General features: G+C 40.9%; 20 protein-coding genes and 1 pseudogene. 9 read left to right on the forward strand and 12 right to left on the reverse strand.

The window, feature by feature from the left end; all coding sequences use genetic code 11:
• The first annotated feature begins 293 nt into the window (after positions 1–293).
• Entirely contained in the window at positions 294–776 is a 483-nt protein-coding gene (locus HCR01_RS11295; protein WP_193196297.1) for a pentapeptide repeat-containing protein, read from the forward strand.
• 168 nt (positions 777–944) lie between these two features.
• Here HCR01_RS11295 and HCR01_RS11300 read toward each other — a convergent pair whose 3' ends face one another.
• Together HCR01_RS11300 and crtH are read right to left on the reverse strand one after the other, a co-directional pair.
• On the reverse strand, positions 945–1,955 hold the full coding sequence (locus HCR01_RS11300) for a serine hydrolase (RefSeq protein WP_193196298.1): 1,011 nt from the start codon (positions 1,953–1,955) through the stop codon (positions 945–947).
• 164 nt (positions 1,956–2,119) lie between these two features.
• Positions 2,120–3,613, reverse strand: coding sequence for a carotenoid isomerase (gene crtH, locus HCR01_RS11305; protein WP_193196299.1), 1,494 nt, complete (start codon positions 3,611–3,613; stop codon positions 2,120–2,122).
• Positions 3,614–3,919: 306 nt separating this feature from the next.
• On the opposite strand from crtH, the gene upp reads away from it, so the two are divergent.
• The 3 genes from upp (at position 3,920) to HCR01_RS11320 (ending at position 5,384) form a co-directional block, all read left to right on the forward strand.
• The gene (upp, locus tag HCR01_RS11310; protein ID WP_193196300.1) at positions 3,920–4,570 is read left to right on the forward strand and encodes a uracil phosphoribosyltransferase; all 651 of its coding nucleotides are present in this window, start codon (positions 3,920–3,922) and stop codon (positions 4,568–4,570) included.
• Positions 4,571–4,646: 76 nt separating this feature from the next.
• Entirely contained in the window at positions 4,647–5,000 is a 354-nt protein-coding gene (locus HCR01_RS11315) for a hypothetical protein (RefSeq protein ID WP_193196301.1), read from the forward strand.
• A gap of 126 nt (positions 5,001–5,126) precedes the next feature.
• Positions 5,127–5,384 carry a YggT family protein gene (locus tag HCR01_RS11320; RefSeq protein ID WP_193196302.1) on the forward strand — a complete coding sequence of 86 codons (258 nt, stop codon included), beginning with the start codon at positions 5,127–5,129 and terminating at the stop codon, positions 5,382–5,384.
• Positions 5,385–5,471: 87 nt separating this feature from the next.
• Here HCR01_RS11320 and HCR01_RS11325 read toward each other — a convergent pair whose 3' ends face one another.
• Positions 5,472–5,936: a biotin carboxylase gene (locus tag HCR01_RS11325; protein WP_193196303.1), complete on the reverse strand. Its 465-nt coding sequence runs from the start codon at positions 5,934–5,936 to the stop codon at positions 5,472–5,474.
• A 312-nt stretch (positions 5,937–6,248) separates the two neighbouring features.
• Between HCR01_RS11325 and HCR01_RS11330 the strand changes: the two genes are divergently transcribed.
• A complete protein-coding gene (locus HCR01_RS11330; protein ID WP_193196304.1) occupies positions 6,249–6,860 on the forward strand; it encodes a hypothetical protein in 612 nt (203 codons plus the stop codon).
• Positions 6,861–6,943: 83 nt separating this feature from the next.
• Here the strand turns inward: HCR01_RS11330 and HCR01_RS11335 are convergent, their stop codons facing one another.
• On the reverse strand, positions 6,944–7,165 hold the full coding sequence (locus HCR01_RS11335; protein WP_193196305.1) for a hypothetical protein: 222 nt from the start codon (positions 7,163–7,165) through the stop codon (positions 6,944–6,946).
• Positions 7,166–7,341: 176 nt separating this feature from the next.
• Here HCR01_RS11335 and HCR01_RS11340 point away from each other — a divergent pair, with 176 nt between their 5' ends.
• From HCR01_RS11340 to HCR01_RS11350, 3 genes are read left to right on the forward strand one after another with little or no spacing between them, the layout of a single operon-like run.
• Complete coding sequence (locus HCR01_RS11340) at positions 7,342–7,686, forward strand: hypothetical protein (RefSeq protein ID WP_193196306.1); 345 nt, start codon at positions 7,342–7,344, stop codon at positions 7,684–7,686.
• Entirely contained in the window at positions 7,649–8,656 is a 1,008-nt protein-coding gene (locus HCR01_RS11345) for a zinc-dependent alcohol dehydrogenase family protein (protein ID WP_193196307.1), read from the forward strand. Before HCR01_RS11340 ends, HCR01_RS11345 begins: the two co-directional genes overlap by 38 nt.
• Entirely contained in the window at positions 8,649–10,967 is a 2,319-nt protein-coding gene (locus HCR01_RS11350) for a pentapeptide repeat-containing protein (protein ID WP_193196308.1), read from the forward strand. Before HCR01_RS11345 ends, HCR01_RS11350 begins: the two co-directional genes overlap by 8 nt.
• A 12-nt stretch (positions 10,968–10,979) precedes the next feature.
• On the opposite strand, the gene HCR01_RS11355 is transcribed toward HCR01_RS11350, so the two are convergent.
• Together HCR01_RS11355 and HCR01_RS11360 are read right to left on the reverse strand one after the other, a co-directional pair.
• On the reverse strand, positions 10,980–11,699 hold the full coding sequence (locus tag HCR01_RS11355; protein ID WP_193196309.1) for a DUF4079 domain-containing protein: 720 nt from the start codon (positions 11,697–11,699) through the stop codon (positions 10,980–10,982).
• A gap of 56 nt (positions 11,700–11,755) precedes the next feature.
• Positions 11,756–12,211: a DM13 domain-containing protein gene (locus HCR01_RS11360; RefSeq protein WP_193196310.1), complete on the reverse strand. Its 456-nt coding sequence runs from the start codon at positions 12,209–12,211 to the stop codon at positions 11,756–11,758.
• 565 nt (positions 12,212–12,776) lie between these two features.
• Between HCR01_RS11360 and HCR01_RS11365 the strand changes: the two genes are divergently transcribed.
• Complete coding sequence (locus HCR01_RS11365; RefSeq protein ID WP_193196311.1) at positions 12,777–15,065, forward strand: glycosyltransferase; 2,289 nt, start codon at positions 12,777–12,779, stop codon at positions 15,063–15,065.
• A 161-nt stretch (positions 15,066–15,226) separates the two neighbouring features.
• On the opposite strand, the pseudogene HCR01_RS11370 reads toward HCR01_RS11365, so the two are convergent.
• The 6 genes and pseudogenes from HCR01_RS11370 to HCR01_RS11395 all read right to left on the reverse strand — a co-directional run bounded on the left by HCR01_RS11370 (position 15,227) and on the right by HCR01_RS11395 (position 22,528).
• Positions 15,227–15,790, reverse strand: a pseudogene (locus HCR01_RS11370) (Uma2 family endonuclease).
• A gap of 93 nt (positions 15,791–15,883) precedes the next feature.
• Complete coding sequence (locus tag HCR01_RS11375) at positions 15,884–17,506, reverse strand: glycosyltransferase family 39 protein (protein WP_193196312.1); 1,623 nt, start codon at positions 17,504–17,506, stop codon at positions 15,884–15,886.
• A gap of 61 nt (positions 17,507–17,567) precedes the next feature.
• Positions 17,568–19,232, reverse strand: a complete 1,665-nt coding sequence (locus tag HCR01_RS11380; protein WP_193196313.1) for a glycosyltransferase family 39 protein — start codon at positions 19,230–19,232, stop codon at positions 17,568–17,570.
• A 537-nt stretch (positions 19,233–19,769) separates the two neighbouring features.
• Positions 19,770–20,186 carry a hypothetical protein gene (locus tag HCR01_RS11385; protein WP_193196314.1) on the reverse strand — a complete coding sequence of 139 codons (417 nt, stop codon included), beginning with the start codon at positions 20,184–20,186 and terminating at the stop codon, positions 19,770–19,772.
• A gap of 238 nt (positions 20,187–20,424) precedes the next feature.
• Positions 20,425–21,216, reverse strand: a complete 792-nt coding sequence (locus tag HCR01_RS11390; RefSeq protein ID WP_193196315.1) for a GNAT family N-acetyltransferase — start codon at positions 21,214–21,216, stop codon at positions 20,425–20,427.
• Between the two features lie 391 nt (positions 21,217–21,607).
• A complete protein-coding gene (locus HCR01_RS11395) occupies positions 21,608–22,528 on the reverse strand; it encodes an NAD(+) kinase (RefSeq protein ID WP_162396853.1) in 921 nt (306 codons plus the stop codon).
• Position 22,529 lies beyond the last annotated feature (1 nt).

The following is a 22,529-nucleotide window of genomic DNA, read 5'->3' on the forward strand; positions in this document are numbered from 1 at the left end:
AATTCACTCTTTCAATGGTTGTGTTGTAAACAATTTTGGTTGTGTTACAAAAACTAGTTAAATTTCAAAAAAATGTATAAATTATACTTAAGTACACAAACATCCAATTGTTATTGCATTTCAGAACTCTTATCAACGTCTTGCTTACCAGCAAATTTTGTTATCAACTTTTGCAAATAGTGAAATATTACTTTCGTACTCATCAAGTCTTAATGTTCAGCAAGGGGCAAAGTTATTTACTAGTAGCTTCTGCTTAAAATTTGTCACATCAAAAGTATTACCATCTGATAATAATGCTAAATTCTTCTACTCAAGACTTACGCTCTACAGCCATCAAATTTTTAAAACAAAGTCCCTCCCAGCGTCTACAAATACTCAAGCAATTAGGCATAGCTCGTTATGAATTCTTAACTAAAATCCGCTTAAATGAAGCAAATATAATTTGTACAATCCAGTTTTTACAATATCCAAATAAACTAAAATTTCCTAATCTGATAAGAGCAGATTTATCTGGTTTAATTTTAGATGGAGTAAATTTCATCAAGGGGAATTTATCAGAAGCTAATTTGCAAGGCAGCAGTTTAGCTAACGCAGATCTCTTATTTGTCAATTTTACAAGAGCTAACTTAAGAAATGCAGATTTAAGATGTGCAACTCTGAATGAGACTATTTGGTTAGATACGCTAGTAGATGAGTGCGAATTTGGAGCAGGAATCGGATTAACACAGTTGCAACGCCAAGATTTACAACGACGAGGAGCTAGGTTTAATCATTAGCCTTTTCACCTTAGTGTCTTAGTGCCTTAGTGGTTGAAAAGTCAGTTTTTTTAACCACCAAGACACTGCGAAAAGTATGTAGTAAGCAAGAACCCGTAGAGTGCGCCGGCTTCCTCCGAATCCAAACTTTAGGCGAACATAACTTTTCAAATGTTGTCTTAAAGCGTTTTACCTCGTAGCACTGTTGGGAGAATCAACAGTAGCGACTGGGTTCGGCTGATTCAGGTAATTGTAGACTAGCTGGGAAACTTGACGAATAAAGTCTCTTCCTCTGGAGTCCTTATATGGACGCCTGACAAAGATGGCTGCTAAGTAGCGTTTGCCATTGGGCATAGTAATAAATCCAGCGTCGCCAATGAGAAAACCGATATCTCCAGTTTTGTTGGCAATCACTGCACCTTTACCCAAACCTGCGGGAAGCAGTGTATTAGTGACGGTGTGATACAAAATATCTAAGGCTTGCTCCCGGCTCTGCGGGGAAACTAGCTTGTTATTGACTAACAAAGCCAGCGTCCGCGCCATGTCTTGAGAGCTTGTAGTGTTGGTTCCTCGCAAATCAGCCAAAAGACGCCGAATTACTGTGTCTTTCAGTCCCCAACTACGGAAACGCTGATTGAGTCGTGCTGCTCCACCCAAGCGATCAATAATCATGTTGGTGGCAGTATTATCACTGATAGTAACCATCTTAGTGACGGTTTCCAAAGCTGTGTACTTCTTACCAACTCGCTCATACTGCATTGTCCCAGAGCCATTGGTAACTAAGTCGCGCCGCATAGTTAGTTTTTCATTTAGGGTGACTTTACCAGCATCTAAATCCTGAAAAAAGGCAATGAGAATTGGTAGCTTGATTGTACTAGCAGCTGGGAAAATGCGATCGCCCCCAACATCTAGATAATTCCCAGTATCCAAATCCAGGAAAAACATTCCTGTTTTCAGAAAACTGTAGCGAGCCATTAAAGCTTTAATTTGAGGTTCCAGCACTTTCATTGGTGAATGTAAGGGAACCACATCAGCAAATAAACTTTTATCATCAACTGTTGGGGCAGTACTGGGTTGAACCGAGCTAATTTCTTGAAACTTCGCAACAGCTTGGACGTTAGACCCAAGTAGGAACACACTTAAAAAGCTGGGTAGAAACCAGCTTACTTTCACAATATTTGCTTTGGGTGTAAGTCGCATCAATGGTAACTTGCTGTGTGAGGAGGATTCATCAAAAAACAAAAGGCGCTCACCATTAAAGCACAATCCTAAAATTTTTCGGAATCATGCACTTAGGCGAAAAAGCGATCGCTTGCAAGTTATTATGAGAACTTTGAGAAATATTCAACTAATTTGGGAAAATATCACAATCCCAAATCCACGGCAATGCGATGAGCGCAGGCAAACCCAGAAAAAGCTACCGCATTCAATCCTTGACCTGGGAAAGTACTATCCCCCACACAATAAAGTCCTGGAACAGCGGTGCGATTAAACGGCATCCCTAATAACCCCCGCAACTTGCGCCGAGGGATTGGCCCATAAGTGCCATCCTCACGACCCAAAAAGCGGCGATGGGTGCGTGGTGTTCCCACCTCCAGGTAATCTAATCCGGCATCTAAACCGGGAAAAATCTTTTCTAATCGGTCAATAATTCGCCAAGCCGCCTCTTCTTTCTTCGCCTCGTACTCACCCAGAGAAAGCCTTTGCCAATCATCAATCCAGTGAGGCGTGAAAGCATGAATGATGTGATATCCGGCTGGTGCCAAATCTGGGTCAAGCAATGTGGGAATCGAAACAAAAATTGTGCCTTCCACTGCTGCCATCTTCTCCCAATCTTCCAGCAAAATATGATGGCACTCTGTCCCCCTAGGTAACACTTCCGCTTTCACCCCTATGTGCAAGCTCAAAAAGCTCGGTGATTTTTGATAATTTTGTTGCCATTTTTTCTCATTATGGGGTATTTCCTTTACTGGTAGTAATTGTTCAAAAGTATCCCAGCGTGTAGCATTAGAGACTATGCGTTTACCCCGATATACTTTACCATTAGCCAGTTGCACACCCACGGCTTTTCCTTGTTCTGTGAGAATTTTTGTAACCCTGGCTTGGTACTGAATCATACCCCCAGCTTTCTCGAAACCTTCAACTAGTTTTTGGGCAATTTGTCCCACGCCGCCTTTGGGGTAATTAACTCCGCCATAATGCCTGTCAGAGAAGACCATTCCAGCATTAATCATTGGTGTCATGTTAGCTGGAAACACCGACCAGCAATAACATTCCATATCGATAAATTTCAATAATTGGGGGTCTTTGATGTAGCGTCGCGCCACATCGCCAACGTTTTGGGGCAGATACTTGACTAAACCGAGACATGCCAAGGGATGCTGGAAAAATACCCGCATTAAATACCGAGGTTCTTCCAGCGACAGCAAATCCATGCTGTTGAGGCAATTAAAAACCTTCCAGCATTCGTCATAAAAGCGACGAATCCCCTGTTCTTCATGACGAAAATAAGCAGCAAGATTTTGCAAAAACTTTTCATAAACCCGGTCAACTTTCAGGTCTAGACCTTGAGGTAGATGATAGTGAATCTGCACAGGATCGACGATTGTTTGCTGGCTAACATTCACAGCGTCCAAGGCGCGGGTGAGTAAGTTGGTAGTGCCGTTATGTCCTAGCCCAAAAATCATCGACGCCCCAACATCAAATCGATAACCTTGGCGTTCAAAATAACCAGCGCTGCCACCGGGGATCAGATAACGTTCTAGTACCAGCACTTTAGCGCCCTTTGCTGCTAGCTGAGTTGCTGTCACTAATCCGCCAATGCCTGAGCCAATTACAATTACGTCAATATCTTGCATGTCAACTTTGCAAAGTTCAAAGTCAAAAGTTCACAGTCAAGAGTAACCTATTTTGACGCTTGACCCTTGACTCCTGACAAAAAAAGAGGGACGAGCCTGCTACCGCTGGCTAATCCCGTCTGCCGATCCTTAAAGAGAGGAGAACACTGTATAACAATATAGCCTTGATTGAGAATAGATGTCAACTGCTAATGAAAAACTTTATCAATAATTTTTAGTATGTTGATTTTAGCTGTCAGTCGGAGGCAGGAAAGAGTATTATGATGTTTCAGTTCTTGTACAATAAAAAGTCGCCTAGTTCTGGCTATGACGCTACAACTGCGTGTTTATGTTCCACCCCATCCGCTGATAAAGCACTGGCTGGCAGTAGCCCGTGATGCTGCCACACCTTCAGTATTATTCCGCAGTGCGATGACTGAGTTGGGAAGATGGCTGACTTATGAAGCTGCGCGAGATTGGTTGCCAACGCAAGAGACAATGGTGCAGAGTCCGTTGGATTCTTGTCCGGCAACTTTGATTGATCCACAGATGCCTGTGGTAGTAGTGCCGATTTTGCGGGCTGGGCTAGGATTGCTAGAGGGAGCGCAGACTTTATTGCCTTTAGCATCGATTTACCATCTTGGCTTAGTCCGAGACGAAGAGACGCTGGAACCCTCATGTTACTTGAATAAATTGCCAGAAAAATTTGATCCTCAAACAAGGGTGTTAATTACCGATCCGATGTTGGCGACAGGAGGATCGATAATGACTGCAATGACAGAATTGACACAACGAGGTATTGATCCAGCTTTAACGCGGATTGTTTGCGTGGTGGCGGCTCCGCCAGCTTTGCAAAAACTCAGTGCTGCTTATCCAGGTTTAATTATTTATACGGCTGCTATCGACGAAAAACTCAACAGCAAGGGATATATTGTACCGGGATTGGGAGATGCAGGCGATCGCATCTTTGGGACTTAAGCTAGTATGCAGCTAAGGCAGAAAAATAGCTTAACTATATGTAACAGTTGCAAAGTTTGTTGAAGGTGGTAAAGATATGAGTCAGCGAGATGGTTTTGCCAGTGGTTTTGTCGCAGGAGCATTTGTCGGAGGTGTCTTTGGTGGCGTCGTCGGGGCACTGATTGCTTCTCGACGTGATCTGGAATTGACAGGTGAGGAGGACACAGAACTTACAGATAGCCAAGTCGAAGCTAAGAAAATATCAGCGAAACGACGTCAGATGAGAGCTGTAGAAAGTGAGGGTATGGCAATGGAAACGGCCCGGCGATCGCTAGAAGATAAAATTGCTCAGCTTAATTCCACAATTGATGAAGTGCGAAAGCAACTGGGGAATGTGAATGGTGGCTCACCACAGGCAATTAATGACCGATCCGTCACTAAAGACTCTTGAAGTTTGTTTAGGCATGGTGAAAGTGTCAAGTGTGGTAAATGCGTAATCTGCATACACTATGACATGGGCTAAATTAAAATCAATAACAAGACCACTTTTGACACCTAGCAGGAAACCAAGCTATCTATGGAATTACAATTACTGGTCAACACTCTGGCTACTTTCATCCAGATTTATACTGTTCTGCTAATTATTCGGGTTTTATTGACCTGGTTCCCCACTATCAACTGGTACAACCAACCATTTACCACTCTGAGCCAGATAACCGATCCCTATCTAAATCTGTTCCGCTCAATTATTCCTCCATTAGGTGGCATGGATTTTTCGCCGATGTTAGCTATTATACTGCTTCAAATAGTAGGTGGCGGTTTGCAAGCTGTGTAGACAACACAAAATTTGCAGTTTATTGCAATTTAAGTAAAACATTCTTAAGTCTGGGCTAGTTTAGTCCAGACTCATTTATTTTGTCTATTAACGCCGGACTTGTCCGCTGAACCCAGCTGCCTTAAACTGCTTCAGCTTTAAGGGTAACGGCTGATTAGCAGGCACAGAAATTCTCAATTCAAAATCGCTAGTACCTGGTGGCACTTCGGCAATAGAACCCAAGCGAGTGCGGTTTTGCATCACCGAGTCATTGTTTGCATCATAGATGCGTCCAAAAATGTCTGCGTCGTAAACTGTTTTATTAGTGCCATTTTCCGCTTTGCCAATGACAATAAAGCAATTGGCAGACGCAGAACCGCTACTAATAACTGCCCCTTGTGCTAGTTCTGGTGGGCATTCTTTATAAGAAATATCAGATAGTTTAATCTGTGTCAGCGCTTGGGCTGGGGGAGTAATCACCCACGATAAAAAGGTGATCAAGCAGGAAATAAAGACGACCTTTAGTGGTAATGAGTACTGTTTCCTGAGTTGTGAGTAGTTCGATCTAACCAAAGCTAGGGAATTCAATAAGGATACTATGCTGTTTTTCTTTTCCATATCTCAAAATGGTGGTAAATAAAAGTAATTAAACTTTGTACAAAGGAAAGCACTGCAACTAACTCAGCATGAGTGTGAGAAGTCCAAGGGTCAGCTTACGACGCGGAAACAGCAAATCGGTGCTATCCGATAGTCTGTATCACCAGCGCATCACGAACGAGACTGTTTTTAACCCCAGCTTACCTGAATTTCACTACTAGAAGATTGGAGACTTTAATTTAACCTTTGTAATAATTAGGTAAACAAACCCTCAATTGTTATTAACTTATGACTCCAGATGAGATTGAAACAGTCTTGCAAGCAGCCTTCAATAGTTGTGATGCAGTAGGCTGTCCTCTCACTGATACGCAGAAACAGATATTACTGCAAGTAGTCGAGCAAATTCAGGGAAATTCTAAATCTGGGGCGTCAGATATTGCTAATCCCTTAGACGAACTTAACTCAGAGGAATTAGAAGCATTTTTACAGTTTGTTAAGGATGAAGAACTACGCAACCGCACCTGGAAAGTGCAATTACTTAACGACTGGTTAATGGAAAATGACTCTGGAACAGTACAATTTATCCGCCAGCGCTATGGTTTGCAGTGGCTAAATCGTGTTGAGTCATACCATTTTGATAAGTATTCTTATTTTGAGGATGCATTGAAGTTGAGACTAGGCGATCGCATTGAAGTTTCAAATGCGTTATGGGAATGGGTGCAAGAGGATGGCCCCTGTAAGCGTGAATGGTTTCCCTGTATGGTGATTCAAGTTGAGGAAATTAGCAATGGTGATGATTTCTCTACTAATTGCGTCGTCCGCTTCTACAACGGCGCTGAGTACGAAATTCAAGGAATCTACGAATGGAATCGCTACAATTGGCGCTGGCCTCAGAAGTAGGTACTATGTACACATTCATAATTCATAATTCATAATTATGAAAGTCATATTTCATCTGGGTTTTGAGGTTTCCATCTGTAGTTTTATTTTAGGTAATTGGTATAAACCGATGGCGTAGGCGTAGCCCGTCGTAGCGAAAAGTCGAGCCAGTGCGTTCCTGTCGCCTTGCGTCGGAAAGCAACTGGCGTCGGAGCGGCGGTTTCCGCCGTTAGCGCAGCGGTAGCGAGTCCGCGAGCGTCTCTGAACTTTTCAAGACAGACATCGCTAGCTTTTAGGTCAACGCTACAGCAAAATGAATAAGTCAAACGTCATTTTGAGTAAGCCAAATGCCTAAATGCTTGCGGAAAACACCAAAATGAGTACGTCAAACGTCATTTTGAGTAGGTAAAAGCTTATTTTGCTTGCGGAAAACACCAAAATGAGTAAGTCAAACGTCATTTTGAGTAGGTAAAAGCTTATTTTGCTTGCGGAAAACACCAAAATGAGCAAGTTAAACGTCATTTTGAGTAAGTCAAATGGCTTTTTTAGTAAGTCAAATGCCCTTTTGCTTATTGAATATGAAGTTTTAGTAAAGGAATATGCCTTTTTGCTGATTAAATATGCTAGCAATGCCGATGCTTTAGGAGCGATCGCCATCATTTCTACTCATCTGGCTGCCAGGGGTACGGCATTTTATCCTACTAAAAGGGGTTTAAAACCCCATACACAACGGGTTGCTTGTTTTGTGTTCGGGGTAGTACCTACGCTAAAGTTGCAAATGAGCGTGCATCTACCAGGAGGAAAGAGTCGTGAAAGCAGTCTTGATGACGGCAGCTGGCAGTCCTGAAGTTTTGCAATTACAGGAAGTACCAAACCCTGGTGTTCCTGTAGGGAATACTGAACTTTTAATACGCTTGGTTGCGGCTGGAATTAACCCCATTGATACTAAACTTCGTAGCCGAGGTACTTTCTACCCCGATCAAATGCCTGCAATTTTAGGATGTGATGGTGCGGGTGTTGTTGAAGCAGTAGGGGCTGGTGTCCAGCGTTTTCGCCCAGGAGATGAAGTATATTTTTGCCTAGGTGGCTTAGGCGCACACCAAGGTAATTATGCCGAATATACCGTTGTCGATGAGCGGTTTGTGGCGCGGAAACCTGCTTCCATCTCCTTTGCAGAAGCGGCAGCAGCGCCTTTGGTGTTAATTACCGCTTGGGAAGCTTTGTATGAACGCGGACGATTGGAACCTGGGGAACGGGTTTTGATTCATGCGGGTGCTGGTGGTGTTGGTCATGTAGCAATTCAATTGGCTAAGCTCAAAGGTGCTAGTGTATCTACTACCGTGAGTTCTGAGGAAAAGGCTAATTTTGTCAAACAACTCGGTGCTGACCATGTAATTTTTTATAAACAAACTGACTTTGTGCAAGCGGCTTTAGATTGGACTAATGGCGAAGGCGTAGACTTGGCTTTTGACACTGTAGGTGGAGAAACTTTTCATAAAACTTTCCCAGCGGTGCGAGTGTATGGCGATATCGTGACGATTCTCGAACCAGATGCCAATACTGTTTGGAAAAATGCCAGAATGCGTAATCTCCGCATTGGTTTAGAATTAATGTTGACACCAGCGTTGCTAGGATTGAAGGAGAGCCTTCAGCACCACGCAGAAATTCTCGAACAGTCTGCTAACTGGATTGATCAGGGCAGGTTAAAAATCCACGTTAGTCACAAGTTTCCTCTAAAAGAAGCGGCGAAAGCACACCAATTACTTGAAACTGGGTCTATTACAGGTAAAATTGTTCTGCTGATTAGTGATGAATGAGCGAGCAATTTGCATAAGTTATTTTTTAAACGCAGAGGAACGCGAAGAGAAGCGCAACGAAAAGTTCCTCGTTCGCATAAGCGTTCCGAAGGAAAGCCGGGTTTCCCGGCGTAGGAAACTTTTCAAGACAGAGGAACGCAGCGAAAAGCCTTTGTGTACCTTGGCGTTTAGCCTCTGCGTTTTATTAATTCTCCTTTTTCTACCTCTACCAGCTTGGGCAGCACAGGTACAACTAGAACGCACACCCTTAACTCTGGAATTATTGCAAGAGCGGCTGCGTACACCGATGCTTCGTGAAGGCAGTTTGACAGTGGATTTGCGGCAAATGGTGATCGATTTGCGTCCAGAAAATGGCAGCTTTCGTGATGCTTTTTACCAAACGCTGCGAAAAGAATTGGGTGCAAAACCTTTAGGTTTAGACCTCAGCTATTCTTTGATTCAAGGGGATTTTGTGGGTAGCGATTTGGGTTTAAGAACACCCCTCTACGCTCAAGCGATTGCCCCTATTTTCACTGCAACTGAACAAAAAGAACTGGAACGCTTGCGTTTTGTATGTTTGCAGTCACTTGCGATTGCTTTACCCAATTCAAAAGATTGTCGATCGCTTTTAGGAACTCAGCTAACTCCAGCTAGTGAAATCACCGTCTTTCGTGGGGTTTTAACATTGGTGCAAACTCGCTTTAATGGAGAAGTGAAGTTTCTCAATACATTCTTTCTTCAGTCTGTGGATGCTCAAAATGCCACCTTTCTCCAACCCACTAACTGGACTGAAACCAGATTCAGCCGTCCTGTTAGCTTTATGAGTGCTAACTTCCGGCAAGCAAGCAATTTTCAAAGCAGTGTTTTTTTTGACAAAGCTAATTTTAAACAAACCCAATTTCAGGAAACCGCTAATTTTCAAGGTAGCATATTTGTAAATACTGCTAACTTTAATCAAGCAAGTTTTAAACAATTGGCTAAATTTAGTAGTGGGCAGTGGCAAGATAATGCAGATTTTTCTGATGTACGTTTTTCTGATCAAGCACAGTTTACTAAAGCTAGTTTCAATCAGTTGCTACTAACAGAAGCAACTTTTGAGCAAGCTGTGAGCTTTCGGGAAGCGGAATTTAACGAACCTGTAAATCTGCGTGGGGCTAGTATTCTCAACCAAGCAGACTTTAGCGATGCGAGGTTTGCCACGGCAGCTTTTTTAAGTGTACCTGGTTTAACTTTTAACTCTAATCAAGCGAAAATTTTAGGCAATCCCGGTCAGATTGGTAAGATGTTTTCCATACCTACTTTGCAAGGTAATCAAAACGTTTTGCGTAATTTGGGGCAAAATTTCCGTCAGCAGCAGCAAGTTACTGATGCAAATCAACTGGAATACACAAAACAACAGCTGCGATTAACACAGTTAAGCCGCAGTTTGATGGCTACAAATATTAATAGTGCAACTCCTGCAAGTTTGATTAATCTGGGTTTTTCCAAAACTCAAGCAGAAGCGATCGCCTACCGCCGTCGGATAAAATCGTTTCGCAGTCGCAGCGAGTTACTAACTTTAGCAGACATTGATTTAGAGAAATACATGCAGCTGAGCGATCGCTTAGTTGTTAGTGAACCCCTTTCTCCAGGTGCGTGGTTATTGCAAGCTTGGAGTTGGTTGACATTAAGTGTATTGTTGCTGTTGAGTGGCTATGGTACAGATTTTTGGTTAGTTTTTGGTGTGGGGGGATTAGCGATCGCCTGTTTTGGCTTGCTATTTTGGCTAGTGGATCGCTACCGCCGCTTGCATCCTATACCAATTATTCCCACATACTACGAAACCACTTCAATGTTAGTTAGTTTTAGCCTGTTAACACTATTTAGTTTATTAGCTATCTTTCGTAATGCTGAACAACCTTGGCTGACACTAGGTTGTCTTTTAATTATCATTATTCCTATACCAATAGCTTTATTATTCAAACTTTATCAACAAGGTCGTTATCACGACTTAATGAACGTTTCCTACTTTACAGAAGATGGAACATTTCGACAGTTACGATTGTTAATTGGACGCTTACCAGTTATTCCTAGAAATGAGACTTTCCGCGAACGATATATGCCATTATTATGGAATCGTCGCTGGAATTGGCTCAACTACTATGATTTTAGCCTCAACAACCTATTGCGATTAGGTTTTAATGACATTCGCTTACGAGACGAACACCTACCTGGTATTATCTCTGCACTTGCTTGGTATCAGTGGAGTTTGGGTGTTATTTATATTACCTTAGTTTTGTGGACTCTTTCCCGCACAATTCCAGGATTAAATCTGCTGATTTATCTGAAGTAAGTTTGATGAGATTTACTTTGGTGCTTGGGGGTTTAGTGTCGGACAAGTTTTATTAACGTAATCACACTGATAAATATGAGATTCTTGCCAACCTAGGGGAATTTCTAATAAATCTCGTGTACCTGTCATACCTTGCCCGATAAATAATAACAAGGCAATGCAATTTAAAATTGTATGGATGGTGCGCCAGCGATGAGACTTATCCTGATAGATATCTTGAACAATTGCTAATGAAAAAATCATCAACAATGCTGCGCTAAGGCCAATATAATAATGTGACCAATACCACTCATTTGTACGGCGAAATACTCCATCCTGACAGCCCAAAATTACTAAGCCTGCACCTGTTAAAGTTGCAAAAACTGCTCGCCATACTTTCTGATTTGCTCGATAAAGTAATACCAAACAAATAATAGTTGCAGCAAACATCAATAAGATAAAAACAACTTGGAAAGGTACTTTACTCCATAATTGATTATTCAGAATATTTTTGCCAATTGGATAAGCTAAACCTAGTAAAGTTAATCCCACAACTGCACTTGTTAGCCATTTTCCTAAATCTCTATGTTCTGAACCAACTATTGGGGGAATTTTGCTTTTATTTCCAGCTAAGTTTTGCAAGCGGCGTTGACGTGTTTGCCAAGCGAAATTAACCACCATACCAATGAGGGGAAACACAAAAATAACTGCGATCGCCGGATGTATAAGTCCCAAAAAATCTGTTAATTGCATACAACCTAAATTGAGAAATTTCTTACTTGTTAATTAGCTATTACCCGTTAATCAAACTATTTAGGCAAAGAAGCATAACCAAAATTAGCATTAAATTGACGACACCATACCGCTACTGAGCGAAAATCTGTCAGCTTGACATTTTCAGGCAAAGCATAGCGTTGAGAACCACTTGTCTTTTGTAAGCGGCTAATGCTTACATAATCTTTCTCTTTAATACCATATACTGGCGGTGCATCAGAACGATACAGAATTACAAATAAGTCTGGGCCTTTATTAGTTTTGAAACTTTGATCAAACTCAAGATAGCGTTTTCCTTGTTCGGTGACAATGCTAACTTTTCCTGTAGTTGGATGTTCCCCGGCTTTAAAGGTTCCAGTTCCTACCGCTGCACTAGCTAAGGTTGTTGTAGATTGCGCTTGAATATTGGGCAGATTTGAAGTTTCTTTGCTTGTACAGCTGATATTTATAACGGCAACGATCCCAAGAATAGCTAAATGCTGAAATCTCATAGCTTTGGTATCCTTAAATTCATCTCTAAAGATAATTTAAAGCCTCGTGCCATCACTAAAATTAATTTAACCTGAGAATTGGTTGAGAATAAACCGCGAAATGAATAATTGATTTTAGAATACTGGAAAGTCACTCAATTTTAGATTTTGGATTTTAGATTTTGGATTTATCCCACAGATAAATCTGCTTGCTCTGTAGCATAAAGGAATGTCGGTCAATTCCTAACACTATGAAAAATGTAATGGTTTAGATATGACATTTATTTTAGATGTGAGCAGCAACTCTTATTTGTATAAATTTTTAGTAAGTTAGTTCAGCTATTGGCTCAATTTTTTTTTGTGTATTACTCTTAATTATCGTTATTTTTGGCTGATTTATTAAAAGTAAACAGCTAACCATTTTACAAAAGATCATGACTGGCGCAAACAGCAAGCTTATGTATTAAAAAGCACAAGTCTTGCACTTTTATAATGTAAAATATTATAGTTAATTTTTTGTAACATTTTTTCAATAATTACGTCACAATAATCAGACAAAATTCTTGGTTTTTCAGGAGAGTTTTAGGTGCAGAAGCGCGAAATAAGAGTATCAAAGCTAAGCTATAAATCCTCTCAATCTCTTGTTTCCAAGAGAATTTTTCAATTTAGAACAGCAACGCTGATTTTATTGGGTATCGTTTTCTTATCTGGTATCTTCGTCACAGCATGGTTTGCTGGTGAAGGCAGAATTACGGAAATTTTTTCTCAAATTAATACTTTACAACAGCAGCCACCAACGTGGTTAGAAGTGCCAAGGGTGGAGGTCGAATATTTACTTGCACCGACTGTGGTACTTTTATTAACAGTATTTTTAGTGATGAAAATTTCGCCTCAGCCTCGTGTTTGGTCGCGACGGCTAGTAGTGGGAATTTTAATTATTCTCACTTTACGTTACGTTCTTTGGCGATCGCTCTCTACTCTAAATGTTGTAGACCCACTAAATGGGGTGTTTAGTCTAGGGTTATTCTTCATGGAAATGACATTGCTCGTGGGTAATATTATCCAACTATTTTTCATGTTGAATGTCAAAGACCGACACCGTGAAGCAGACGAAAAATCATTAGCTGTTATTCATGGTAGCTTTGTTCCATCTGTGGATATTTTAATACCGACTTACAATGAACCAACGTTTATTTTGCGCCGCACGATTATTGGTTGTCAAGCCCTGGAGTATGCCAATAAAAACATTTATCTTTTGGATGATACTAAACGTCCAGAAGTCAAAAGTTTAGCTAAAGAATTAGGATGTAAATATGTAATACGACCCGATAATAGTTATGCCAAAGCTGGAAATTTGAATCATGCGATCGCCAAAACTCAGGGTGAGTTAATTGTAGTTTTTGATGCCGATTTTGTCCCAACAAAAAACTTTCTCACTCGCACTGTTGGCTTATTTCAAAATGATAAAGTCGCCCTTGTACAGACGCCTCAAAGCTTCTACAACGCTGACCCCGTAGCCCATAATCTCGGATTAGAAAATGTTATTACCTCAGACGAAGAAGTATTTTATCGGCTAATTCAACCAATACGTGATGTTACAGGTAGCGTGATTTGTGCTGGTACTTCCTTCGTTGTTCGTCGCAGTGCTTTAGAAGAAACTGGGGGTTTTGTAACTGAGTCATTAAGCGAAGATTATTTCACGGGAATTCGGATAACTGCTCAAGGCTACCAATTAATTTATTTAAATGAAAAATTAAGCGCTGGTTTAGCAGCAGAAAATATTGCTGCTTATGCGGTTCAACGATTAAGGTGGGGACAGGGTACACTACAAGCATTTTTTATTAAATCTAATCCTTTAACTATTCCTGGATTAAATATCTTTCAAAGATTAGCTCATTTCGAGGGATTATTAAGTTGGTTTAGCCCGATATCTCGCGTTTATTTCCTTCTGATGCCGTTAGCTTATTCGTTTTTAGGTGTGATTCCGCTTCGAGCAACTTTAGCGGAAATAATGTATTTCATCTTACCTTGTTATTTGGTAAGCTTTACAGTCTTTAGTTGGTTAAATCACCAATCGCGTTCAGCCTTATTATCAGATGTTTACTCTCTATTACTATGTTGTCCTTTAGCTCTGACTGTAATCAAAGTTATGCTAAATCCTTTCTCGAAAGGGTTTAAAGTCACACCTAAAGGAATAGCAAGCGATCGCTATATTTTCAACTGGAATTTAGCTTTACCTTTAATTATTATATTTATCGCTACTGCTATTAGCTTGTGGCGTAATCTTGGTCTTAGTATGGTTCAAGAAATGTCGGCTACCTCATTACCGCCAGAAGTTGCTCAAGGAATTAAAGGTGTAGGCTTAGGTTGGTTGTGGAGTACTTATAATTTGTTCATGATTGGCATTGCTTTGTTGATTTTGCTAGATGCTCCTAGAAAAGATGTTTATGAATGGTTTGATTTGCGGCGAGTGGTGCGGTTAAAAATTGGTAAACAAAATTTATGGGGTGTGACTACAATGATTTCGGAAGTAGGCACTGAAGTTGCTCTGACTCAGCTACCCTGCGGAAATTTATTTGCAAATCAGCTAGTAAACATCGAAATTGTTGAGGAAAATCTTCATTTAGCTGGTGAGATTGTGCGTACAGGGTTTAATAATGAATTTCCCACAGTGCGCGTCCGGTTTGAATCAGTGAATTTGAATCAACATCGCCACTTGATAGAAATGTTATTTTGTCGTCCAGGACAGTGGAAATGCCAGAATACACCAAGAGAATTTGGCTCATTTTTGTTACTGTTGAAAATCTTGCTGAAACCACGAATTTTGTTTGATCGAAAAGCCGATGTAAGTGCGATCGCAGTTTCTAAAGTCTAACTACAAATGGGTTAAAAAGTAAGCGCTCGCTTTAAGAAAAGTCCTTACTTAGCTAGTGGAACAAATGGTATTGGTAACTCAGGATGGCAGGTTTCTGATATTTTTCAGGATATTCGATTAAATAGTTTCTAGTGATAGATAGCTGACAAATGCCAGCATTTTTAACCACCCATTTTTAACCATCCATAAACTTGATTAACAGTTAGTGTCAGTTCAACTTTTTCTAAAACTGGTAAATAATCTTCACCTTGAAGTAACTCTGGTTATTGCTCTGGCAAAAATACCAAAATACTCAGGTCATCAGGATTAAGAAACCACCCCAAGCGGCTACCATACTTCAAACACTGGAGAATGTTACCAATCACTTTGTTCGGTTTTTGTTCTGGTGAGAGAATCTCAATTGTCCAATCTGGTGGCAGTTCAAAGTTATCCGGTACTTGCTCATCGACAGTAAATGGTATGCGTTCCCAGTTGAATATAGCCACATCTGGTAATATTGAGCGTCCTCCAAAACTACACCGTAGTTCTGGAAATGCGTATGCAATCTTTGGCAATTCTACAACTTGATTTACTACCGCACACAATTTTCCTTGCAAACGGCTATATCTCCCTTTTGGCATTGGTTTGGGAATAATTTCTCCATTAATATATTCACTAGCTGGTTGAGTTTCTGGGAGCTTCAGAAACTCTTCTAGGGTTAGAGGTCGAGTTGTCGTAGCACTCATGGCTCCGTCAATCCTGATTTTATTTGCACTTAGTTTAGCAAAATAAACTATAGCTATAGGTGCAGACCATAGCACTACTAGGTGTATTAGAACTCATAGCCTTTTTAGTTGCCAAAGTCCCCCAGTCGGAACTACCTGCACTAGTTGACCATATTTCGACTCAATAGCCTGGACGAGTTGTGGCGAAGGACGGAACAAGAATGTTTCAGAATTTCCTGAAAGTAAAGACTTTAAATCTAATGCTTCTAGCTTAGGAGGCTGACCAAACAGTACCAATTGCACATCATCATCTAGTAAATAGCTCAAAGACAGTAAGTCTCCTAAATTAGTCCCGTCATAGCCACCATCGCTAAGTAAAACCGGGGAAGAAACCGCATTAACTCGCCGTGCCATTTCAGCATTAAAATGGCTAGGGATATTGCTCCACCAAGTATTAGAAAAAGCGCTAACTGTACAGGATACGACACTACATGTAATTAGTACCACCATGACACCCCGCCAGAAGCGTTGTCTATTCAGTATTTTAGTTGCCAGAAAATAACCTACAGCTAGCTGCACTCCAGGAAAACAAGAAATTAAATAGCGGCTAACCGCAGACCGCTGCGTTTCTAAAACAAAATCTGACACAGCCAATATCAAAAAAGGCACAAAAATCGCAGTTAGGATAAATAACCAGGTTTTCCGACTGGTGTAACGACATTGGTAGATAGCCGCAGCAATCAGCAGCAGAATTAGCAACCTGGGTATATAAGTCCAGATATTGTTAAAACCAAAATCTAAATCTAAAAATAGGGCAGTAAAACTTAGAATCCACAGCTTTACGCGGTAAAGAACGTCACCGCCTTTAACCCAGCTTGTAGTGTCCAAAATCCGCTGGTAATTGCTTTTCAACACAAATAACCACGGGCTGTAGAGAATCAGTGAGGTGGCGATCGCTAGTCCGAAAAATATTAAATTAGAAATTGCAAATCTGTTTTGATTTCCAGGCAAATTCTGGGAATCTTCTGCCCTCATCTTGGGATTTTTAGCCAAAAGATGCGCTAACAGCATGTAAACTATATGACCACTCAAAGTCAGCCCAAAAAATGGTTGGCTATACAAGCCGAGTGTAATTGCCAGTGCATAAAGTCCCCAGTTATACCAAGTTGGCAAGCGCAACGCCCTAAGCAAGAAAAAACTACTGGCAATGATGCATACTGTCAGAAAACTGTACTGTCTTGCAATCTGAGCAAATAAGATATCAAACGGAGATAGAGCTAAAAGCGCTGTCGCTAACAAAGCTGCTATTCGGGAGGTAAAAAGCTCTCGTCCAAGAGCGTACATCGACACTAACGCTAGCAGACTCAATAAAGCTGGCAAAGTCCGCGATGCTGTACTAGAACTGCCGAATGCCTGCATCCAGAAACGAGCCATCAAGAAGTATAGCGGTGGATGTTGCGGGTCTTCAACTGCTAAAGATTTGATTGTATCTACTGGAGTGCTTCCTGGTTTTAGACGCTGATACTTCTGTAATTCCTGTGGTGAAATAACCTGGTTTTGAAAAATTTCTTCACCAATTTCTTGACCTGTGAATCCAGCGGCTCGGAAGGAAGTGTAGACTTCATCATGCCAATAAATTTTATGATCCAGATTAAAGAACCGGAAAAAAACGCCAAGTACTAATATTACGACGATAAAAAATCGTAACCAACTCGGAGAAAGTTTGGGATGCCGCATAACCAGGTTTCACAAATAAGTCTCCAGAGTTTAAGTTTCTCTCACATTGTGTATCACACTGTCAAGCAGTAGATAATTTATTCTTACGTGGGATATCGCGTCGGCGCAAGCTGCGAGGTTTAATTAGTTTCCAGACTGAATAATAATTATCACTATAAACAATCTCCGTCTTCGAGTCGTATCTTTTTTCGATTATTTGACGCCAATCATATGAAGGATTGAGTAAAAATATATCAGTAAACTTATCAGGAATCTTGGGAACTTTTTGGTCTTGTACCAACAGAAATCGTACTTTAGGTTCCAAAAGATAACTTAAGGAAAAGACATTCCCATAATTAATGCCAGAAGCATCACTAATTAACAATGGGCTAGCAGTCTGATTAATAATTTGGGCAACTTGGGGATTCCCGTAGCTCACACCTTTATTCCACCAAGTTTTTGCCTGGGAACTTACCCTCGAAGAAATTATACCACAAATAATCAGTAGCCCTATGATTATTTGCCAGTTTCTCCGGCGTGACTCGCTGCCATTATATAGTTGCGTAGCTATCAAGTAAGCAACAGCTACTTGAATACCTAAATAAGCTGGTATTAAATATGGTTCAGAAGCGGCTCGAATGCTCCCAGAAAATAAATCAGGTAGCATTAGGGGTAGTGCTGGCACTACTATCAATGTCACAATAAACAACCAAGTTTTTTGGTTAGTTGTCTGACAAATAACATAAATTGCATATCCCACCAAAACTAAAAACAATGATGCAATTAAATAGCTGAAAGGATTTTCCCAAGCTAAATTCAAATCAAAAAAAATCCGGCTTAATTGCATTACTAAAAAGGGCAATACAGGCACTAAAGATAAATCTTTAGTTGTCACCTCTGCTGAAATTAAAAATTGGAAAAAGTCAGCTATTACAACTGTCATCCAAGGCATGAAGGCTAAAAAACTCACCAGGGATGCTAGCAAATAAGCTCTAACAGTTTCAGTCAATTGGAATCTGTTAGTAATAATTACATATGTTCCATGAGCAACTGCCACAAATCCACTCCACAAAAATGTGTAAAAACTCAGCGCTAAAGTTACTGAATAAATGCTCCAGGTGGCGAAGCGATCTGATCGTTGCTGTTCTTTTGCTAATTCGTCTTTATCTTTTGATTCCAGATTTATTGCTTGCAGCAGTGCAGCACTAGATAGCAATATGGTGACTAACCAGAGAATATATTCTTGTGCTTCCTGGGCATAGACTAGGTGAATTGGAGAGATTGCCATAAGTGCGATCGCTATGCCAGATACTAATAACGGCACATTAAATAATTCTTGGCATAACCAATAAACGCAAGGAAAAACCAAAAAGCTAATCAAGACAGACAAACTTCTAATAGCTATCACCGAGTTGCCAAAGATTCCCATCCACAATCGAGCTATTAGATAATAAAGTGGTGGATGCTGAGAATCTGCCGTTACCAAAGTCATAATTGTGTCATTTAAGTTTTTTTCCTGATTTACACCTTGAAACTTAGCAAAGCTTTCTCTGGCAATGATCAGACCGTTAAAAATTTGCTGTTTTACTTGAGTTGTTGTGTAGCCAGAAATTCGTAATGAGCTATGAGTTTCATCATGCGAATAAACTTTGCTATCAAGATTAACAAAGCGAAACAATATACTCATCACCAACAAAAACACAACTAAAAAACGCAACCAACTCGGGCCAAGTTTGAGATGGCGCATAACTAGGTTTCCCAAAAAGTTGTCCAAAATAATCCAGTAAAGCAGACTGGATGAAGTGCGATGATCGCTAAAACGTCAAGTGGAGCTTATTCGTTAAACATCGCCAACCTCATAGCTTGCAGCATTCTCCATTAGCACCAGCCCATAACTTGAAGGATATTGTGGGCGGATAGATGGGGGAGTATGACCCGTCAGTCACAATCTGTCTTGATTTCAGTGCGTTATAACGCATTTGTGCTGTTACAGATGAATAGTCTAAAATCAAGGTTTTTGGGGTGAGGGGTTAAACCCTGCGGTTAATTATGCCACAGCACCATAAATTCCCAGGCGGTTGTTGTGACAGGTGTAAGACATCAACTAACTGTACATTGAGGGTCATTTGATTTGGGAGATTGGGGATGAACACCTCTTCTCTATTAACTCTGAAAAGAATTGGCTAAGGTTGTATCAAATCCCGCAAAACTGCTTCAAATTGCAAGTTTTGTCAGCAGCCACAGACAATCCCTTTAACTTTGCTCCTACTTTGCTTGCTGATTGTCAGCCCTCAACCAATGCAAGTGCGGCGTGACCGAGAAATATTAGATACACCACTTCTAACTCCATTCCTGCAATAATTGCTCTGCTGGTGCGATCGCTAATCCCAGAATTAATTTCCTTGGGTGGAACTAAACGAGCATTGGCAAACTTGCGCTCTTTAGCACTAGCAGGCAGTTCTCCCATTAGTAAAACATACAGCGTTGCTGCTAAAGAATAGATATCAGTGAACTGAGCTAATTTGAAGGCTTCTCCCGCAAAATTGTCTTGCCACCGCTCAAATTCTAAGGGGTCATTAAGCACCTGATCGTTGAGAGTTTTGATCACATGACCATTGCCATCTCTATCCCTAGCTAGATAGGTAATGCCAAAGCGCCCCCGCCCTAACTCTGTCTCAATAGCGTACTTGCCACCCTTCAACTCCTGCCCAGGTTTCCAAGTTATTGCTAAACACTTAGGAAATTATGCTCATTTTACATCACAAATATTGGGCAGAACTTGAGACTGAGTTTGTTTGTGTCTTAGTTAAAAAATATTGAGTAATAACTTATAACTTTTATATCAAAACCGCTTTAAATATCTCTCTTTTATCTACTCTCTGTAAGCAGACTTGGGTCGTGTAACCCCGACTTACAGTAGTGATGGCAAAAGATCATTTTTACAAAATTGGGTAACGCCATCTGGCAAAGTCTGCAACATTAGATATAGTTAAAAAATCAATAGTCTTAAACTGTCGATCAATGGCTGGAAAGCTGCATATTTTAGCTCCAATATTTAAATATGCCTGCAAAATATTAGGAAGCTCCACATTACATGCATCTTGACATTGTTGAGTAAGTTCTAGACAAAATTGTGAATTTGGATAAACTAAAATACTTGGATGCATCAACTGATTCTGCCGAAAATAATCAAAAGCACAAGCAGCTTGCAAAGGGCATTGTGTGAGTAATGATGCACAGCCAAAAAAGTACTGATTTCTACTCTGGATGAGATAATTTGCTAGCCCTTGCCAGAGTAATAAAAGCGCTTGAATATTGCGGTACTCTTTAGCTATACATGCATACCCAACTTCTACAGATGCCTGAAGCACAGAGTCAGGAATCGCATTGAGATTAAATATGTCAGCAGCATCAAATCCCAGCCCTTGAGAAGCCATTGCATAGGTTTGCATCCGATAAGTTCCTATCGTTTTACCAGTCTGTTTGGAAATGAGTATTAAATGATGGCAAACCGCATCAAAATTGTCTTGCTCTATTTGGGTAAGGTTAGAAGTAGAAAACCCTAGGCCTAGTTCCTGATTAAAAACTTCAAAGCGCAATTGGAAAATGGATTCTAATTCTTCATCAGTTGAGGCAAGCCGTAGGATATAATTTTCGGTTTGAAGAACGGGAAAATCTGCGAAGGGGGTAGTAGGACTTAGTGGGTAATTGATGTTGCGTCCAGATTCCATCTGTCTTCCTACTTAAATTGTGAGAATTTTCTATGAGGATTTAGCAGATCACATTATGTATTAATGTGCCGAAGCATGATTAGGATAGTTTTCGAGAAAAGATTCTCCAGAGAGCGTTTTTTGCTAAATCCTCCCTCGATATTATGTCCGGTTTATTACCCACAATTTCTGCTTGCTTTCTTGGATAAGGTGTAGGGTGTTTTTATTATGAGCTTGACTGCTGAAAAGATCTGGCAATAAGATACAAAATTTTTCTTTTATATACGCTATGCGAAGAAAGTCACGATAGGGTAAGAAAGCCCCCGGATAAATCCGAGGGCTGGAATAATTTTGCGACTCCTTCGGGAGCATTACAGACGATCTGCGGCAAATGCACTCTTGAGCTACTCAATTAATTTCGATGATTATTACTGTAGCGAACCCTTGTACCTGCCCAGAGTAACTTCTCTCGCAACGTCTGATAATACGAATTGTTCTCCCGTAAAATAATAAATTTAGCCCGACACTCTGCCATCCGTACATCAACGCGGTGTCCTGGCCAAATTGAAGTTCCTAACACGCCATCTGTCCACAGTTTAGTACTCAAATCGTAATCCCCCAAAGGCCAAATACTGACCACAGAACCAGGGGGCAAAACCAGAGGGCGACTAGAAAGACTCATTGCACAAATGGGAGTGATGGTAATTGCCTCCATACCATCGTGCATAATTGGGCCATTGGCAGAAACGGTGTAACCAGTGGAACCTGTAGGAGTGGAAATAATTAACCCGTCTCCTACGTATTGATCGACTACCTCACCATCAATTTCCATTTCAAGAATTGAGGTAATCATTCGGTCAGCGGAAGCGGGTTTGACACAAAATTCATTCAAAGCGAGATAACGCTCACTCACTGGTTCCAAATTGGAACCATGACCCTCATACACCGCTGCTTGCAACATCATCCGCCGCTGGATAGCATAGCGATCCTCCAACAGCCGATCCCAAACTTGCTCTGTATCCTGAAATTCTTCAACTGATTCAGTTAAAAACCCCAGATGACCTCCTACATTCACTCCCAGAATGGGGATGCCAGCTGGGGCTAAATGTCTGGCACTAGTTAATACAGTACCATCACCACCGAGTACCAAAGCTAGATCGATTGGTTGACCCGCCGAAGCCAAAAACACTGGATATGGATTGTCTTTTGGCCCGCTAGGCCCCATCAAAACTTGGCACTCGCGATTTTCTAGTTGTTTAGCACAGATTTCAGCCCAGCGTTTACTCTGGGCGTCTCGCGCTTTATAAGCAATGATTACCTGCTTTAGTTGCACG

The sequence above is a fragment of the Nostoc sp. MG11 genome (assembly GCF_014904695.1).
Classification (GTDB): domain Bacteria; phylum Cyanobacteriota; class Cyanobacteriia; order Cyanobacteriales; family Nostocaceae; genus Komarekiella.